This window comes from Streptomyces sp. NPDC006691 (assembly GCF_042869955.1).
GTDB lineage: Bacteria > Actinomycetota > Actinomycetes > Streptomycetales > Streptomycetaceae > Streptomyces.
The window spans coordinates 1-17,480 of sequence record NZ_JBIAGW010000018.1 but is presented as its reverse complement, the minus strand read 5'-3'; the positions used below and the strand labels follow the sequence as shown (position 1 = coordinate 17,480).

Annotated in this window: 15 protein-coding genes and 1 rRNA gene; 4 read left to right on the top strand and 12 right to left on the bottom strand. The window is 73.7% G+C overall.

The window, feature by feature from the left end; all coding sequences use genetic code 11:
• Positions 1-73: 73 nt before the first annotated feature.
• Positions 74-1,711 (top strand): PucR family transcriptional regulator, encoded by a 1,638-nt coding sequence (locus ACFYNP_RS29960; RefSeq protein WP_388789831.1) that lies wholly within the window; start codon positions 74-76, stop codon positions 1,709-1,711.
• Between the two features lie 74 nt (positions 1,712-1,785).
• Here ACFYNP_RS29960 and ACFYNP_RS29955 read toward each other — a convergent pair whose 3' ends face one another.
• Positions 1,786-2,865 (bottom strand): glycosyltransferase family 4 protein, encoded by a 1,080-nt coding sequence (locus ACFYNP_RS29955; protein WP_388789828.1) that lies wholly within the window; start codon positions 2,863-2,865, stop codon positions 1,786-1,788.
• Between the two features lie 283 nt (positions 2,866-3,148).
• Entirely contained in the window at positions 3,149-4,867 is a 1,719-nt protein-coding gene (recN, locus tag ACFYNP_RS29950; RefSeq protein WP_388790039.1) for a DNA repair protein RecN, read from the bottom strand.
• 192 nt (positions 4,868-5,059) lie between these two features.
• Here recN and ACFYNP_RS29945 point away from each other — a divergent pair, with 192 nt between their 5' ends.
• The gene (locus ACFYNP_RS29945; protein WP_388789825.1) at positions 5,060-6,412 is read left to right on the top strand and encodes an FtsX-like permease family protein; all 1,353 of its coding nucleotides are present in this window, start codon (positions 5,060-5,062) and stop codon (positions 6,410-6,412) included.
• Between the two features lie 21 nt (positions 6,413-6,433).
• Here the strand turns inward: ACFYNP_RS29945 and ACFYNP_RS29940 are convergent, their stop codons facing one another.
• From ACFYNP_RS29940 to ACFYNP_RS29930, 3 genes are read right to left on the bottom strand one after another with little or no spacing between them, the layout of a single operon-like run.
• Positions 6,434-7,372 (bottom strand): NAD kinase, encoded by a 939-nt coding sequence (locus ACFYNP_RS29940; protein ID WP_388411767.1) that lies wholly within the window; start codon positions 7,370-7,372, stop codon positions 6,434-6,436.
• A 23-nt stretch (positions 7,373-7,395) separates the two neighbouring features.
• Positions 7,396-8,211, bottom strand: a complete 816-nt coding sequence (locus ACFYNP_RS29935; RefSeq protein ID WP_388789822.1) for a TlyA family RNA methyltransferase — start codon at positions 8,209-8,211, stop codon at positions 7,396-7,398.
• A gap of 7 nt (positions 8,212-8,218) precedes the next feature.
• Positions 8,219-8,596: a hypothetical protein gene (locus ACFYNP_RS29930; RefSeq protein WP_388789820.1), complete on the bottom strand. Its 378-nt coding sequence runs from the start codon at positions 8,594-8,596 to the stop codon at positions 8,219-8,221.
• Between the two features lie 42 nt (positions 8,597-8,638).
• On the opposite strand from ACFYNP_RS29930, the gene ACFYNP_RS29925 reads away from it, so the two are divergent.
• Entirely contained in the window at positions 8,639-8,986 is a 348-nt protein-coding gene (locus ACFYNP_RS29925; RefSeq protein ID WP_388789817.1) for an alkyl sulfatase C-terminal domain-containing protein, read from the top strand.
• Between the two features lie 216 nt (positions 8,987-9,202).
• Here ACFYNP_RS29925 and ACFYNP_RS29920 read toward each other — a convergent pair whose 3' ends face one another.
• The 4 genes from ACFYNP_RS29920 to ACFYNP_RS29905 form a co-directional block, all read right to left on the bottom strand.
• Positions 9,203-10,003, bottom strand: a complete 801-nt coding sequence (locus ACFYNP_RS29920) for an ABC transporter ATP-binding protein (RefSeq protein ID WP_388410937.1) — start codon at positions 10,001-10,003, stop codon at positions 9,203-9,205.
• Between the two features lie 68 nt (positions 10,004-10,071).
• Positions 10,072-11,100, bottom strand: a complete 1,029-nt coding sequence (locus ACFYNP_RS29915) for a FecCD family ABC transporter permease (RefSeq protein WP_388410935.1) — start codon at positions 11,098-11,100, stop codon at positions 10,072-10,074.
• On the bottom strand, positions 11,097-12,155 hold the full coding sequence (locus tag ACFYNP_RS29910; protein ID WP_388410932.1) for an iron chelate uptake ABC transporter family permease subunit: 1,059 nt from the start codon (positions 12,153-12,155) through the stop codon (positions 11,097-11,099). The genes ACFYNP_RS29915 and ACFYNP_RS29910 overlap by 4 nt, the downstream gene beginning before the upstream one ends.
• Before the next feature lie 103 nt (positions 12,156-12,258).
• Positions 12,259-13,287 (bottom strand): HAD hydrolase-like protein, encoded by a 1,029-nt coding sequence (locus ACFYNP_RS29905; RefSeq protein ID WP_388789814.1) that lies wholly within the window; start codon positions 13,285-13,287, stop codon positions 12,259-12,261.
• A gap of 72 nt (positions 13,288-13,359) precedes the next feature.
• Between ACFYNP_RS29905 and ACFYNP_RS29900 the strand changes: the two genes are divergently transcribed.
• Positions 13,360-14,643, top strand: a complete 1,284-nt coding sequence (locus ACFYNP_RS29900; RefSeq protein WP_388789812.1) for a DUF1015 domain-containing protein — start codon at positions 13,360-13,362, stop codon at positions 14,641-14,643.
• A 187-nt stretch (positions 14,644-14,830) separates the two neighbouring features.
• On the opposite strand, the gene ACFYNP_RS29895 is transcribed toward ACFYNP_RS29900, so the two are convergent.
• From ACFYNP_RS29895 to rrf, 3 genes are all read right to left on the bottom strand, one after another.
• Positions 14,831-15,733, bottom strand: a complete 903-nt coding sequence (locus tag ACFYNP_RS29895) for a hypothetical protein (protein ID WP_388789809.1) — start codon at positions 15,731-15,733, stop codon at positions 14,831-14,833.
• On the bottom strand, positions 15,733-17,112 hold the full coding sequence (locus ACFYNP_RS29890; RefSeq protein ID WP_388789806.1) for a hypothetical protein: 1,380 nt from the start codon (positions 17,110-17,112) through the stop codon (positions 15,733-15,735). Before ACFYNP_RS29890 ends, ACFYNP_RS29895 begins: the two co-directional genes overlap by 1 nt.
• 276 nt (positions 17,113-17,388) lie before the next feature.
• Positions 17,389-17,480: ribosomal RNA gene (gene rrf, locus ACFYNP_RS29885) — 5S ribosomal RNA — on the bottom strand; the annotation flags it as partial.

The window sequence follows — 17,480 nt, the reverse complement described above, 5'->3', positions numbered from 1 at the left end:
CAGGTAGCGTCCGCCGCATGCGGTGTCGTCCCGGGGTCCGGCCCCGGGTACCGCGGGACGAGAGGTGGGCGCAGTGGACACGCAGGGCGGGATCACCGTGCAGCGGGCCCTGGAGCTGCCGGGCCTGCGCGGCGGTCTCCCGGAGGTCGTCGCCGGCGCCGAGCGGCTCCAGCGCACGGTCCGCTGGGTGCACGCCGGCGAGGTGCCCAACATCGCCTCGCTGCTCAAGGGCGGCGAGCTGCTCCTGACCACCGGCCTCGGCCTCGGCACCCGCCCCGCCGAGCAGCGCGCCTTCGTGCGCCGGCTGGCGGACCGGGGCATCGCGGCCCTCGTCGTGGAGCTCGGCCCGCGCTTCGCCCGCCTGCCGGCCACCCTGGTGGAGACCGCTCGGGCGGCCGGGCTCCCGCTGGTCCAGCTGCACCGCGAGGTGCCGTTCGTGACGGTGACCGAAGAGATCCACACCGAGATCGTCAACGGCCACTACGCCCTCCTCCAGCGCGCCGAGGAAGTCCACCGGCGCTGCACGGGCGCGCTGCTCGGCGGCGGCGGAATCCCCCAAGTCCTCGGCATCCTGGCCGACTTCACCGCCAACCCGGTCTTCCTCGAAACCCCCGACGGCCAGCTCCTGTACGCCGCCGCGTGCGATACGGGCGAGGCGGCGGCCGACCCGCTCCAGGTCTGGGAGGGGCTGCGCGGCCAGCGCGAGGCCCGGGCGTCGGGGCCGCCGGCCGGCGCGGTCCTGGTGGACGTGCCGGGCGGCGGCCACGGCGTGGGCGCGGTACGGGCCCGGCTCGCACTGCTCGCGGTCGGCCCGCCGCTGCTCCCGGTGCACCGGATGGCGGCCGAGCGGGCGGCGGGCATCCTCGCGGTCGTCCTCATGCAGGCCCGCCAGGAGGAGGAGCTGGCCGCGCGCGGGCGCGGCGACTTCCTCACCGACCTCGCCGAGAGCCGCATCACCCCCGAGGACGCCCCGGCACAGGCCAAGGTGCTCGGCTTCAAGCCCGGCGAGGGTCCGCTCCTGCCGGTCGTGATGCGTCTCGCCTCGGAACTCGCCCCGACCGGCAACTGGGCCGTCCTCGCCCGGGCGGTCCTCGAAGAGCTGTCCTCGGTCGGCGTGCCGGTCCTGCTCGGCGTGCGCCCCGTCGAGGGCCGGGTGCCGCTGCTGCTCGGGCTCCGCTCGGAGTCGGAGCGCACCGCGGTCGCCGACCGGGTCGCGGCCGCGCTGCGGGCCGGCGTCGAGCGGGCCGGGCTCATGGGCGCGCGGGCCGGGACCCAGCCGGTGGTCGTGGTCGGGATGGCGGGCGGCTGGGCGGCGGCCGGGGCCGGGCTGCGGCACGCGGCCGAGACGGCCGCCGCGGCCCAGGGCCTGCCGGAGCGGCCCTGGTACGACGCCCGGCGCCTGGACATCGACCTCCTGCTGTGGCGGCTGCGCGAACACCCCGACCTCGCGGCGTTCGTGGAGCGGGCGATCGGCCCGCTCCAGGCGCACGACCGCGCCTCGCGGCCGCCGCTGCTGCCCACCCTGGAGACGTACCTCGCGCACGCGGGCCGCAAGGCGGAGACCGCCCGCGAGCTCCACCTCAACCGGCAGACCCTGTACAACCGCCTGGCCCGCATAGCGGACCTCCTGGGCACCGACCTGGACGACCCGCAGACGGTCCTCGCGCTCTCCCTCGCCCTGCGGGCCCGCCGGCACGCGGCCGGTCAGTAGCCGGCGGGAGCGTATCGGGACGCCCGGCAGCGAAGGTCATCGCCCGGGCACCCGCCCGGAGGGTACCGGCCGGCTCAGGCGCCGGCCAACTCGTCGTACACGGCGAGGACTTGGGCCACCGTCTCGTCCTCCGTGGGCCAGGTCCCGGCCTGCACCCGCCCCGCCTCGGCCAGCGCCCGGCGCGCCCCCGGGTCGTCGAGGAGGCCCACCACCGCCTCCGCCAGCGCCCCGGCGCTCCCGTACGGCACGAGCAGCGCCGCGTCCCCCACCAGCTCGGGCACCCCGCCCACCGCCGTCGCCACCAGCGGCACGCCCAGGCGCAGCGCCTCCTGCGCGAGCAGCGAGCGCGCCTCCCAGCGGCTGGGCAGCACCGCGACATCGGCGGCGCGGAGCAGCTCGGTGATGTCGTCGCGCCGCCCGACCAGGCGCACCGGCAGGGCCTCCGCCTCGATGCGGTGCTGGAGCCCGGCGCGGCCGGGCCCCTCCCCCGCGATGACGAGCAGCGGCGCCGGGTCGAGGTCGCGCCAGGTGCGGGCGGCGTCCAGGAGCACCTCGTAGCCGCGGTGGGCGACCAGGCTGCCCACCGCCATCAGCAACGGCCGTTCCACGGCGCCGAGTTCGGCCCGGGCCTTGCCGTCGGCGAGGCCCGGGGTGAGGCGGGGCGCGGGGACCGTGACCGGGGCGAGCCGGGCGTCGCGCGCGCCGTGGCCGCGGGCCAGGTCGACGAGGTCGGAACAGGTGGCGAGGACCACCGCGGCGGCCCGCGCGACCCTGCGCTCCAGGAGCCGCAGGACATGGCCGCGGGCGCCTTCGGCGTGCGCGCGGGTGTGCCAGGTGACGACCAGCGGGACACCGCGGCGGCCGCGCAGCGCGAGGGCGGCGCGGACGGCCGCGTGCAGCCCGTGCGCGTGCACCACGTCCGCGTCCGCGCAGGCGGCCCGCAGCGCGCCGACGGCCGCCGGGTCGCCGCGCCGCGAGACCGCCACGAACCGGGCCCCCGCCGCGAGGAAGTCGTACTCCCGCTCCAGTTCCGCGGGGGCGCAGACGGTGACGCGCACGCCCCGGGCGACCAGACCGGCCGCGAGCGACCTGACATGCGCGCTGCTGCCCGCACTGCCCCCGCCCAGCACTTGCACCGTACGCAGCTGTGACACGTGAACAGGCTCCCGGGGCGGCCGAGTCGGCGGGTGGAGGTCGGTGTTGCCCGGCCAAGGATGCCAGCCCGTACGGACGTTCCGGCGCCGTCCGGGGGTTCCTCCCGTGTCGCGCCGGGAGGATCACCGCACCGGAAACACCCCCACGGGTGAACTTCGGAGCTCCCGGGCGATGCGACGGCGGGGCCGGAACGCGGGACGACCGCCCCAACACCCCGACCCCGGAAGCCAGTTCGGCCACCGGGGCACCCCCGAGGGGCCGAGGGGCGACCCGAACCGGGCGCTATCCGTCCGCGCGCGCGGTGGCGAGCAGCTCCTCCGCGTGGGCCCGGGCCGTCTCCGAGTCCTCCTGGCCGGCCAGCATCCGCGACAGCTCGCGCACCCGGTCCTCGCCCTCCAGGACGGTGACGCCGGAGCGTGTGACGCTGCCGTCGTTGGTCTTCTCGACCAGGAGCTGACGATCGGCGAACGCGGCCACCTGCGGCAGATGCGTCACCACCACGACCTGCGCGGACTTGGCGAGCTTGGCGAGCCGGCGGCCGATCTCGACCGCCGCCTTGCCGCCGACGCCCGCGTCGACCTCGTCGAAGAGGTAGGTCGGCACCGGGTCCGTGCCCGCGAAGACGACCTCCACGGCGAGCATCACCCGCGACAGCTCACCTCCGGAGGCACCCTTGGCGATGGGCCGGGCCGGGGCGCCCGGGTGCGGGGCGAGCAGCAGCTCCACCTCGTCGGCGCCGGTCGGCCCGTAGGCCACGGTCCGCCCGCCCACCTCCACGCCCTCGGGGTCCTCGCTCTGGCCGACCGCGAACGAGACGCGCGCGTGCGGCATCGCGAGGGAGGCGAGTTCGGCGGTGACGGCCTCGGCGAACCGGGCCGCGGCCTCGGTGCGGGCATCCGTCAACTCCTGTGCCAGGACCGACAGTTCACCGCGCAGCCCGTCCCGCTCGGCGGTCAGCTGCTCGATCCGGTCGTCGTCTCCGTCGAGTTCGGTCAGCCGTTCCGCGCTCTCCTGCGCCCAGGTGAGCACGGCCGTGATGTCCTCGCCGTACTTGCGGGTGAGAGCGGTCAGGGCGGCCCGGCGCTCCTCCACGGCGGCGAGCCGCAGCGGGTCGGCGTCCAGGTCGTCGGCGTACCCGGCAAGCTCACCGGCCACGTCGCCGAGCAGGATCGCGACCTCGCCGATGCGTTCGGCGAGCGCCGCGAGCGCCGGGTCGTGCGACCGTACGCTCTCCAGCGCCCGATGGGCACCGGCCACCAGGGTCGCCCCGTCCACGCTCTCGGGGTCCTCCGGGTTCCCCGCGAGCGCCGAGTGCGCCAGGGCGGCGGCCGACGCGAGCGCCTCGGCGTGCCCGAGCCGTTCGGCCTCGGCCGCCAGTTCGACGTCCTCGCCGGGCAGCGGCTCGACGGCGGCGATCTCGTCAAGACCGAACCGCAGCAGATCGGCCTCCTGGGCACGCTCGCGCGCCCGCGTGATCAGCTCCTCCAGCTCGACGGCCACGGCCCGCAGCCGCCGGTAGGCCCCGGCGTACTTGGCGAGCGGGCCCGCGACCGCGTCACCGGCGTACCGGTCGAGCGCCTCGCGCTGTCGGGCCGGGCGCAGCAGGCCCTGCTGGTCGGTCTGGCCGTGCACGGCGACGAGTTCGTCGGCGAGTTCGGCGAGCAGCCCGACCGGCACCGACCGGCCGCCGAGGAACGCGCGTGAGCGGCCCTCGGCGGAAACGGTACGGCTCACGAGCAGCGTGCCCTCGTCCAGCTCGGCCCCGGCCTCCTCGGCCCGCAGCACCGCGGAGCTGCCCGGGCGCAGCGCGATCCGGCCCTCGACGACCGCCGCCTTGGCGCCGATCCGCACCAGGGCGGGGTCGGCGCGCCCGCCGAGCAGCAGCCCCAGACTGGTGACGACCATGGTCTTGCCGGCGCCCGTCTCGCCGGTCACCGCGGTGAAACCGGGTGACAGCTCGACGACAGCGTCGTCGATGACCCCGAGCGACCGTATCCGCATCTCCTCCAACACGGACACGACCTTACGAGGTCCGGGGCCCTGTGTGCGACGCCCCCCGTACCGTCACCCTCTCGTGGACCTCTCGTGGTGCCCCCTCGTGGTACCCGGACCGGCGGTGCGGGGGAAAACCCCAGCGGGATCGGGAGGCCCGCCGGATGGCCCCGGCATCACCCCCGACGCGAACCTGGGCGCATGAGTACAGGACTGGCCCGTTCCGCCCTGCGCGGCCACCGCCCGGCGTTCGTCGGCACGTTCGTGGCGGCGCTGTTCGCGGCGACCGTGGTGAGCGCGTCGATGACCCTTCTCCTCAGCACGTCGGCACACGGCCTCTCCGCCCGGGCCCGCGCCGCGATGTCGGCACATGGCATAGGCGACATGGCGGTCGTGATGCTCATCGGCTCCGTCTACATGTCGATCTTCGTGATCGCCTCGACGATGGGCACCGCGGTAACCCAGCAGCACCGCGAGTTCGCTCTGGTACGGGCCATCGGCGCCCGGCCCCGGCAGGTGCGGCGGGCCGTGGTGGCCCAGGCGGTCGCCGCCGCCGTGCCGGCCGCGGGGGCCGGGTTCCTGCTCGGCGGCGGCCTGTTGAGCCGGGTCTGGTTCGCGGGTCTCGTCGACCACGGCCTGGTCCCGGCCGAGGTGCCGTACCGCTTCACCTGGTGGGCGCTGCCGGTCTGTCTGGCCGTCGCCGTGGTCACCTCGGGGCTCGCCGCGTTCCTGGCCTCGCTGCGCTTCTCCGTCCTGCGCCCGGCACGGGCCCTGGCGGAGGCGTCGGCGGGCCGGCGCGGGCTCGGGAAGGTGCGGGCACCGCTGGGCGTGCTGGCGGTCGCGGGCGGCGGCGCGCTGTCGCTGGCGCTGGCCCACCAGTCCTCGGACGACGCCGCGCAGGCCTCGTTCCTCGTCCTGCTGCTGTTCTGCGCCGGGACGGGCCTGCTCGGCCCCAAGGTGGTGGGCCCGGCTGCCCGGCTCGTCTCGGCACCGGCCCGCCGGTTCGGCGGCAGCGCGCGGTTGGCGATGCTCAACGTCCGCTCGCAGCCGCGCCGCTTCGCGGCCGCCGTCCTCCCGCTGGTCCTGGTCACCGGCTTCGGCCTCACCAAGATCGCCATGCGTACGACGGCGGCCCACCACACGGGCTCGGCGGGCAGCGCGGGCGAGGTCTGGCTGGACTACTCCGGTACGGGTCTGTACGCCGGCTTCGCCGCGATCGCGGCGGCCAACACCCTGGCGATGATCTCCTTCGAGCGGCGCCGGGACATCGCCCTGCTCCGGGTGGTGGGCACCCTGCCCCGCCAGGTCCGCGCGATGGCCGCGTGGGAGGCCGGCATCGTCGCGGCCACGGCCCTGGTGCTCGGCGCGGCGGTCGCGCTCGCGACGCTCGCCCCGATGCTGGTGGCCGCGTTCGGCTCGTGGATCCCGTTCCTGCCGTGGCCGGCCGCGCTCGCCGTCACCGGCGGCACCCTGGCCCTGACGCTGCTGGCCACCGGCATCCCGGTGCGCGCGGCGCTGCACCGGCGGGCGATCAGGACGCTGGCCACGTCCTGAGGCCCGCCGCGCGCGGACCGGTCAGTGCGGCGCGCCGCGCCAACCCGACACCGGCAGGGCGAACTTGGCGACGAGCCGGTCGGTGAACGAGGCGTGGTGCAGCCGGGCGAGCCGTACCGGAACGGCCCCGCGGCGCACCTCCACCCGTGCGCCCGACGGCAGTTCGACCGTGCGGCGCCCGTCGCACCACAGCACGCCGTGCGGGGTGCCCGGCTGGACCTCGACCGCGAGGACCGAGGCGGGCGAGGTGACCAGCGGCTTGGCGAACAGGGCGTGCGCGCTGATCGGCACCATGAGCAGCGCCTCGACCTCGGGCCACACCACGGGCCCGCCGGCCGAGAAGGCGTACGCGGTCGAGCCGGTCGGGGTGGCGCACACGATGCCGTCGCAGCCGAACCCGGTGACGGGTCGGCCGTCGATCTCCAGGACGACCTCCAGCATCCGCTCGGGCGACACCTTCTGGACGGCGGCCTCGTTGAGCGCCCAGTCCTCGTGCAGCACATCGCCGTTGTTGTGCACGACGACGTCGAGCGTCATGCGCTCCTCGACCTCGTAGGCCCGGGTCACGACCCGGTCGACGACCTTGTCCAGATCGTCGCGCTCGGCCTCCGCGAGGAAGCCGACCCGGCCCAGGTTGACCCCGAGCATCGGCACGCCGGACGCCCGCGCGAGCTCGGCGCCGCGCAGCAGTGTGCCGTCGCCGCCTAGGACGATGAGCAGCTCACAGGCGTCCAGGCACTCGGGCGTGGCGTCCTCGACGATGTCCGCCTCGGCGGGCAGCGGCAGATCGGCCGCCTCCGCCCGCAGCACCCGTACGCCGAGGCCGCTGCGCAGCAGCCCCCGTACGACCAGCTCCGCACTGCGGATGGCGGCGGGTCTTCCGGTGTGCGCGAGCAGGAACACCGTGCGCGTTCCCGTGCCGTTCTCCGGGAGGTTCTCCCGGTCGTCCTCCGGGGTGATCTCCGAGGTGTTCTCCGACGAGCTCAACGAGGTCCCTCCGCCACTGCGCGTTCCACGTCCGCGGGATCCAGTGCGGGCGCCCCGGCCCGCAGCCACAGAAAGTACTCGACGTTGCCGGAGGGCCCGGGCAGCGGGCTCGCGGTCACCCCGGCCACGCCGAGGCCGAGCCCGGCCGCCTGGGCCGCCACGGTCCGCACGGTCTCGGCCCGCAGCTCGGGACTGCGCACGACGCCGCCGCTGCCGAGCCGCTCCTTGCCGATCTCGAACTGCGGCTTGACCATGAGGACCAGGTCCGCGTCGGGCGCCGAGCAGCGCACCAGGGCGGGCAGGACCAGCCCGAGCGCGATGAAGGAGAGGTCGCCGACGACGAGGTCGGCGGGCTCTCCGTCGATGTCGTCCAGCGTCAACTCGCGTACGTTCGTACGGTCCTTCACGGTGACCCGGTCATCGCTCTGCAGGGACCAGGCGAGCTGTCCGTAGCCGACGTCGACGGCGACCACGTGACCGGCGCCGGCGCGCAGCAGCACATCGGTGAAGCCACCCGTGGAGGCGCCCGCGTCGAGCGCCCGGCGGCCCTCGATCTTCAGGCCCTGCGGGACGAAGGCCGCGAACGCCCCGGCGAGCTTGTGGCCGCCGCGCGACACATAGTCCGGATCGCTGTCGTCCTCGACGACGACGATGGCGGCAGCGGTCTCGACCTGCGTGGCGGACTTCGTGGCGACGGTCTTGCCGACGCTCACCCGCCCCGCGGCGATCAGCTGGGCGGCGTGCTCCCGCGACCGCGCGAGTTTCCGGCGCACCAGCTCGGCGTCGAGGCGGCGGCGTGCCACTCCTGCCACGTTCGGTTCAGCTCCTGTAGTCGTAGTTCGTCGGCGGTCCGGCGGACCGCCAGGGGCGTTGCCCGGCCAACGGCCGGACCGGCCCGGAGGTTCCCCCCTGGCCGGCGTCCAGCGCGGTCAGCGCGTCGCGCAGTCCTCGGTGTACATCCTCGTACACCTCCAGGTGACCGTCCGTACCGAGGTGATCCACGTCCCCGAGCCGCTCGACGAGGGCGTCGATGTCGGGGTCGCCGCTGGGCGTACGGGCCACGCCCAGCGGAACGGGCCCGCCCGCCTCGGATTCCGTCCGGGCTTCTGCCTCGGGTTCCGTCCGGGCTTCCACCTCGGGTTCCGTCCGGGCTTCCACCTCGGGTTCGGCAGCGGGGTCCGGCATCGCGTCGCTCATGCCAAGACGCTACCGCGAAGGCCTGGGGTACGGTCGGTCACGATGGCGACCATGGAGGAGTGCCGCAGCGCACTCGACAAACTTTCGGACAACCTGGCCGGCGCGCGCGGTGACGTGCGGGCCGCGGCCGCCCTTGACCGCTCGCTGAGCTGCCACATCACGGACCTGGACGTCACGTTCCCGGGCCGCTTGCGAAACGGGCGCATCGAGGTCCTCGGTGCGGAGCCGGGGCCGCCCCGCTCGAAGGCCCAGATCCGGCTGGCGATGAAGGGCGACGACCTGGTCGCCCTGGTCGCCGGCGAGCTCAACTTCGCGAAGGCGTGGGCCTCGGGCCGGGTCCGCCTGGAGGCCGGCATCCGAGACCTCCTCCGTCTCCGCACCCTGCTCTGACCGGGCCCCGGGAGCTGCGGTTCGCCTGCGGCCGTGCGTGGTTGCCCGCGCAGTTCCCCGCGCTCCTGGGCGGTACCGGTGCCCGTGCAGCTTCAGCCCGTCATGGGGGCCCCTGGTCCCCCTGGTCCCCCTGGCCCTCAAGGCCTTGGGGGAGATTGAGGGCGAGCGCCCTCCAGGCGCGAACGGGGTCCGGGGCGGGCCACCAGGAGGCCGGGCTCAGCCCACCAGCGCGGAACGCCGCGGCGCCGCCGGCACCACCAGCGGCGTCCCCGTCTCCGGATCCGGGATCACCTGGCACCGCACCCCGAACACCCGCTCCACCAACTCCGCCGTGACCACGGAGGCCGGCGCCCCCTCGGCCACCACCTCCCCGTCCCGCATCGCGATGAGATGCGAGGCATACCGCGCGGCCTGGTTGAGATCGTGGAGCACGGCCACCAACGTCCGCCCCTGCTCCGCGTGCAGCTCCGCGCAGAGATCCAGCACTTCGATCTGGTGCTGGATGTCCAGGAACGTCGTCGGCTCGTCGAGCAACAGCAGCGGCGTCTGCTGAGCCAGCGCCATGGCGATCCAGACCCGCTGGCGCTGCCCGCCGGACAACTCGTCGACGTACCGCTCCCCCAGACCGCCGACCCCCGTCGCCTCCATGGACTCCTGGACGATCCGCTCGTCCTTGGGCGACCACTGCCGCAGCAGCCCCTGGTGCGGATAGCGCCCGCGCGCCACGAGGTCGCCCACCGTGATCCCGTCCGGGGCGATGGACGACTGCGGGAGCAGGCCGAGGGTCCGCGCCACCTTCTTCGCGGGCAGCGAGTGAATGGCCTGCCCGTCGAGCAGCACCCGCCCCTCGCTCGGCTTGAGCATCCGGGACAGGGCCCGAAGGAGCGTGGACTTGCCGCAGGCGTTGGGCCCGACGATCACCGTGAAGGAGCGGTCCGGGATCTCGACCGACAGGTCCTTGGCGATCACCCGCTGGTCGTAGCCGAGGGTGACCGATTCCGCGCTGAGGCGCTGCATGCTCGTACTCCTGCCAGAAGAACCGCTGTGCGTGAGGGAGTGGGGGGTGGCGGGCGCGGGACGCCGGCTCATATCCGGCCCGCCCGGCGCTCGGTGACCAGGAGCCACAGCAGGTAGACGCCGCCGACCATGCCGGTCAGGACCCCCACCGGTAGCGTGCTCTCGCCGAACAGCCGCTGCGCACCCCAGTCGGCGACGACCAGGAGCGCCGCGCCCATGCACGCCGAGGCGAGGATGTTCGGCCCGGTGGCCCGGGTGAGCCGACGGGCCAGCTGCGGCGCGGTCAGCGCCACGAAGGAGATGGGCCCGGCGGCCGCGGTCGCCGAGGCGTTGAGCAGCACGGCACAGAGCATCAGGACGGTACGGGTGCGCTGCACCGGCACGCCGAGCGCGTACGCCGCGTCGTCGCCCATCTCCAGCATCCGCAGCGGCCGCCCGTACACGAGGACCGCCGGAAGCAGCACCACGAACAGCACGAGCAGCGGCCACACCTGGGCCCAGTCGCGCCCGTCGAGGGAGCCGGTGAGCCAGACCATCGCGCGGGTGGCGTCCACCAGGGTGGACTTGGTGAGGAGGTAGTGGATGCACGCGGTGAGCATGGCGGCCGCGCCGACGCCGACGAGGACGAGCCGGTAGCCGTGCACGCCCTTCTTCCACGCCAGGAGGTAGACGGCGACGCCGGTGGCGAGGCCGCCGACGAGCGCCCCGAGGGAGACGGCGACCGTGCCGCCGTGGAAGAACACGATGACGGTGAGCGCGCCGACCGAAGACCCCTGGCCGAAGCCGATGACGTCCGGACTGCCCAGCGGATTGCGGGAGATGGACTGGAACAGCGCCCCCGAGATGCCGAGCGAGGCACCCACCAGGAGCGCCACGAGCACACGGGGCAGCCGCAGCTCGTTGATGATGAAGTCCTGCGCGGGCGTGCCGGAGCCGAGCAGGCTGCTGATCACATCGGCGGGCGCGATGGTGAAGTCGCCGGTGCCGATCAGGACCACGGCCGCCGCGAGCGCCAGCACCACGAGCCCGCCGACCACCGCCAGCGCGCGCGGCTCGGCCCGGAAGGAGAGCCCGCCGGGGATGCGTATCGCCTTCACAGCTGGGCCATCCTCTTGCGCCGTACGAGATGGATGAAGACAGGCCCGCCGATGAGCGCCGTGACGATGCCGACCTGGAGCTCGGCGGGCCGCGTGACGACCCGGCCGACCACGTCGGAGCCGAGCAGCAGCACGGGCGAGAGGACGGCCGCGTACGGCAGGATCCACCGCAGGTCGGGACCGGTGATCGCGCGCACGATGTGCGGGACCATGAGCCCGATGAACACGATTGGGCCGCAGGCGGCGGTGGCGGCCCCGCACAGCAGGGTGATCACGACCATGGACAGGACGCGGGTACGGGTCGGATGGGCGCCCAGCGCGCGGGCGGTGTCGTCGCCCATGGCCATGGCGTTCAGCGGCCGTGCGAGCAGCAGCGCGACGACCACTCCCACCAGGATGAACGGCGCGACCTTGGTGACGGTCGCCATGTCCGCGGCGGCCAGCGAACCGACCTGCCAGAACCGGAGCTGGTTGAGGGCCGCGGAGTCGGTCAGCTGTACGGCGTCGATGTAGCCGTACAGCGCGGCGCTGGCGGCCGTTCCGGCGAGCGCGAGCCGCACGGGCGTGGCCGCCCGGCTGCCACCGAGGAGGTACACCGCCGTCGACACCACACCCGCGCCGAGGAACGCGAACCACACATATCCGGTCAGGGAGTTGACCCCGAGGAAGCTGATGGCGGACACCACCGCGGCGGCCGCTCCCGCGTTGACGCCGAGGATGCCGGGCTCGGCGAGCGGGTTGCGGGTGAGGGCCTGCATGACCGCGCCGGCCAGCCCGAGCGCGGCCCCGACCAGCAGCCCGAGCAGCGTCCGCGGCACTCGTACGTCATGAATGAGCACGTCGTCGGCGGTGCCCGAGGAGTGGAGGAGCCCGTGCCACACATCACCGAGCGGCAGGGGTTTCGCGCCGACCGCGATGCTGGCGACGGCAACGAGCGCGAGCACGCCCACGGATGCGAACAGACCCGCGGCGCGCAGGGTGCGGCGCTTCGCGGTCGGGGCCGGGGGCGCGGACGTGGTTCCGTCACGCGGCTGAGAGGGGCTGTCTACCAACACGCAGGTTAGGTTAGCCTACCCTGCACTTTGTCGATGGTGCCCCCGTCAGCGGGACGGCCCCGGCCGGCGACGGCTCCCCGTAATCGGCCGCCGCGCTACGGGCTCAAAGACCCAGTCGCTCCAGGACCTTCGCCGCATCCAGGTCACAGACCCCGTCCCCGGCGTGACTCCACGCGGCCGCGCACAGCGCCCGCAGCCCGTCCAGCGCCTCCCCGTCCCCGTCGAGCGCGAACTCCCCGTCCCGCACGCACGCGGTCCAGCCACCACACCCGAACCGGCCGTCCTCGCCGGTCACTTCGGGCTGCCCCGTCAGCAGCCCGCGCAGATCGGCGTCGACGTAGGTGGGCCGGTGCTCGGGCCGCGCGGCCAGGAGCTGCGCGCCGTCCGTCACACCGGTCAGCACCAGCAGCGAGTCCACCTTGCCGTTGAACGCGCCCTCGATGTCCGTGTCCAGCCGGTCGCCCACCACCAGCGGCTTCTTGGCGCCCGTCCGCAGCACCGTCTCGCGGTGCATCGGAGGCAGCGGCTTGCCCGCCACCTGCGGCTCGGCCCCGGTCGCGATGCGGACCACCTCCACCGCGGCGCCGTTGCCGGGCGCGATGCCCCGGCCGCTCGGAATGGTCAGATCGGTGTTGGAGGCGAACCACGGCACCCCACGCGCCACCGCGTAGGAGGCCTCCGCGAACCGCGACCACGCGAGGTCCGGGCCACCGTAGCCCTGCACGACGGCGGCCGGATCGTCGTCCGCCGACTCCACCGGAACGAGCCCGCGCTCGACGAGAGCCACCCGCAGCCCCTCACCGCCGATGAGCAACACCTTTGATCCCTGCGGGAGTTGATCGGACACCAGCCGTGCCACCGCTTGCGCCGAGGTGATCACATCCCCCGCCTCCGCGGGCACCCCGAGCTCGGTCAGATGCCCGGCCACCGCGTCCGGCGTCCGCAGCGCGTTGTTCGTCACATACGCGAGGTGCATCCCGCCGTCCCGCGCCTCGGCCAGCGCGTCCACGGCATGGTCGATCGCCGCACCGCCCGCATACACCACCCCGTCCAGATCCAGCAGCGCCGTGTCGTACGCCTCGCTCAGCGCCCGGTCGCTGCCGTTGGTCATGATCCGGCCGGTCTGGCTCATCCTCATCCACTCCTCTTTCGGTGCTCTGCCCCCGATCATCGCGCATACCCGACTCCCACATACGATGCACAGATGAGCACAACTGGGCGTGCGGACCCCGGGCTGCGCCTGATGCCGTTCCGCGGACTGCGCTACGTTCCCGAGCGGGTGGGCAGCCTCGCCGCGGTGACCTCGCCGCCGTACGACGTCGTCGTACGCCCGGACGGGCTGCTGCACCTGGAGTCGGCGGACCCGTACAACATCGTCCGGCTGATCCTTCCGCAGGCGTCCTCACCGGCCGCCCGCAACCAGAAGGCCGCCCTGACCCTGGACGACTGGCTCGACGAGGGCGTCCTCGCGCCCGATCCGGTGCCCGCCCTCTACGTGTACGAGCAGGAGGGCGACGGCATCCTCCAGCGCGGTCTGATCGGCGCGCTCGCCCTCTCCGAACCCGCCGAGGGCATCGTCCTGCCGCACGAGGACGTGATGCCCCACGTCGTCGAGGACCGCGCGGCCCTCATGCGGACCACCGCCGCCCATCTCGAACCGCTGCTCCTGACGTACCAGGGCAGCAGCACCCCGCCCGGCGCGACCGCCGTCATCGACCGCACCATCCTGCGCGAACCGCTGCTGCGCACCACCACGGAGGACGGTTTCCGCCACCGGCTCTGGGCGCTCACGGATCCGGCCGATCTCGCGGAGGCGCAGGCCGACCTCGCGGCCCACCAGGCGGTGATCGCCGACGGCCACCACCGGTGGGCCACCTATCTGCGGCTGCGCGACGAACAGACGTCGCCGGGACCCTGGGACTTCGGCCTCGTCCTCCTGGTGGACACGGCCCGCTATCCGCTGCGGGTCCGCGCGATCCACCGGCTCCTGCACCGGCTCCCGGTGTCCAAGGCTCTCGCGGCGGTCACCGCGTCCGGCGCGTTCCGCGTCCGCACCCTCGACGTGCCGCTCGCCGAAGCCCTGGAGGCACTCGCCGAGGCGTCCCCGCAGGGCAACGCCTTCCTCCTCGCGGGCGACGGCCGCTTCCACCTCCTGGACCACCCGGACGAAGCCCTGCTCTCCCGCACGATCCGCGCCGACCGACCCGAGGCCTGGCGCTCCCTGGACGCGACGGTCCTGCACTCGACCCTGCTCGACGAGATCTGGCACACGCCCGACACCCCCGACGACATCGCGTACATCCATGACACGGCGGCGGCGGTCGAGCAGGCGGAGCGCCACAACAAGACGGCGGTCCTGATGCATCCGGTACGCGAGGAAGTCGTACGGGACCTGGCCCGCCAGGGCGTGACGATGCCCCGCAAGTCGACGTCCTTCGGCCCGAAGCCGGCGACGGGCCTGGTCCTGCGCAGCCTGACGGTCAACTGAACGCGGGAGCGGAACGAAAGAGAGGCGGTGCCCCGAGTGGGGCACCGCCTCTCTTGTTCTTGCACGGCCACGGCCACGGCCGACCGCCGTCAGCTGGCCGCCGACCGCCGACTATCAGCAATCAACGGTCAGCGGTCAGCGGTCAGCGGTCAGCGGTCAGCGGTCAGCTGACAAACACCGACAGCTGTCAGGCGTTCTTCTCGCCGTCACCCGCCGGAGCGGCCTCGCCCGAGGGAGTCGGCTCTGCCGACTCGACGGACTCGACCGCCGGAGCAACGGCCTCGGTCGACGGGGCGGCCTCGGCCTCGCCCGGCGCGGGCTCGACGAGGTCGGCGTCGACGATCTCCGCGGCGCGGACGACATCGGTGTCGTCGCCCTCGAAGTCGTCCTCTTCCTCACCCTCGTCGTCGAAGTCGGGCTCGTCCTCGACGTCGGCGCGCGGCGCGTCGAGGTCGCCGTCCTCCTCGTCGTCGACCATGGCGTCGACGAAGTCGACACCGTCCAGCTCCGCGAGCCGGTCGGAGGCGTCGGTCGAACCGTCCTTGTCCGCCTCAAGAGCCTTGGCGAACCACTCGCGGGCCTCGTCCTCACGCGTGGCGGCCAGCAGCGCGTCGGCGTAGGCGTAGCGAAGTCGCGCGGTCCACGGCTGTACGGAGTTCGACGCGAGCTCGGGGCTCTGGAGGGTCACGATGGCGGCGTCCAGCTGCCCCATGTCCCGGCGCGCACCGGCCGCTACCAGGCGCATCTCCACCTGCCCGGCCTTGTCGAGCTTCTGCACCTCGGGCTCGCCGGCCATGGCCAGCGCCCGCTCGGGACGGCCGAGCCCACGCTCGCAGTCCGCCATGACGGGCCACAGCTCGACCGTGCCGGTCATGCGCCGCGCGGCGCGGAACTCCGCGAGCGCCTCCGAGTACTTCTGCGTGGCGTACGCGGCGAAACCTGCGGCCTCGCGAACGGCGGCCACGCGCGAGGCGAGCCGCAGCGCGATGCGGGAGTAGGCGTAGGCCTGCTCCGGGTCCTCGTCGATGAGTCGCGCCACCATGACCAGGTTGCTCGCGACGTCCTCCGCGAGACCCTTGGGCAGGCTCATCAGCTCCTGGCGTACATCGGCGTCGATCTCGTCGCCGGTGATGTCCTCGTCGATCGGGAGCCGCTTGATGGGCTCGCGGTCACGATCCCGGTCCCGGTCGTCCCGACGCCCGTAGCCGCCGCGGTCGTCCCGTCCACGGTCACCCCGGTCGTCACGCCCGCGGTATCCACCGCGGTCACCCCGGTCGTCACGCCCCCGGTAGCCACCGCGGTCGTCATCGCGACGGGGAGCCGGACGGCTGTCGTCACGACGGAACCCACCGCGGTCGTCATCGCGACGCGGGGCCGGACGACTGTCATCACGACGCCCGTAGGAGCCACCGCCACCACGGTTGTCATCACGACGGCCGTAGGAGCCACCGCGGTCGTCATCGCGACGGGGAGCCGGACGACTGTCATCACGACGGAAGCCACCACGGTCGTCATCGCGACGCGGGGCCGGACGATCGTCACGACGGCCGTACGAGCCGCCACCGCCACGGTTGTCGTCACGACGGCCAAAGCCGCCACCGGACGACCCACCACGACTGTCATCACGACGGAACCCACCACGGTCGTCATCACGACGCGGAGCCGGACGGCTGTCGTCACGACGGCCGTACGAGCTGCCGCCACCGCGGTTGTCGTCACGACGGCCAAAGCCGCCACCGGACGACCCACCACGACTGTCATCACGACGGAACCCACCACGGTCATCGTCGCGACGCGGAGCCGGACGATCGTCACGACGGCCGTACGAGCTGCCGCCACCGCGGTTGTCATCACGACGGCCAAAGCCGCCACCGGACGACCCACCACGGCTGTCGTCACGACGGAACCCACCGCGGTCGTCATCGCGACGCGGAGCCGGACGACTGTCATCACGACGGAAGCCACCGCCGCCACGGTTGTCGTCACGACGGAACCCACCGCGGTCGTCATCGCGGCGCGGGGCGGGGCGGTTGTCATCACGACGGAACCCACCACGATCGTCATCGCGACGGGTGGCCGGACGATCGTCACGCCGCCCGTACGAGCCGCCGCCACCGCGGTTGTCATCACGACGGCCAAAGCCGCCACCGGACGACCCACCACGACTGTCATCACGACGGAACCCACCACGGTCATCGTCGCGACGCGGAGCCGGACGACTGTCATCACGACGCCCGTACGAGCTGCCACCGCCACGGTTGTCGTCACGACGGCCATAGCCGCCACCGGACGACCCACCACGACTGTCATCACGACGGCCGTAGGAGCCACCGCGGTCGTCATCGCGACGCGGAGCCGGACGACTGTCATCACGACGGCCGAACGAGCTGCCGCCGCCGGCGGGGCGACCGCCGCGGTCGTCGCGGCGGGGGTAGCCGCCACCAGCGGAGCCACCACGACTGTCGTCACGACGCCCGCCGTAACCGCCCCGGTCGTTGTCGCGGCGCGGACCACGGTCGTCTCGACCACCGCGGTAGCCGCCCCGGTCGCCACCGTCCTGACGGCGCGGCTCGCGCTCCGGACGGTCGTCGGGAGAGTTGGTGGGCATCGTGACTCCTAGTCTTCGGGTACTGCAGTCATTCTCGCGCAGTCGGCTGCCCGACGCGCTTCGGCAAAACAAAGCGGAAAAACAAAAAGGACCCTTGGTCCCAGCATGAACGCTGGGACCAAGGGTCCTGAAATATTGTTCGGCGGCGTCCTACTCTCCCACAGGGTCCCCCCTGCAGTACCATCGGCGCTGAAAGGCTTAGCTTCCGGGTTCGGAATGTAACCGGGCG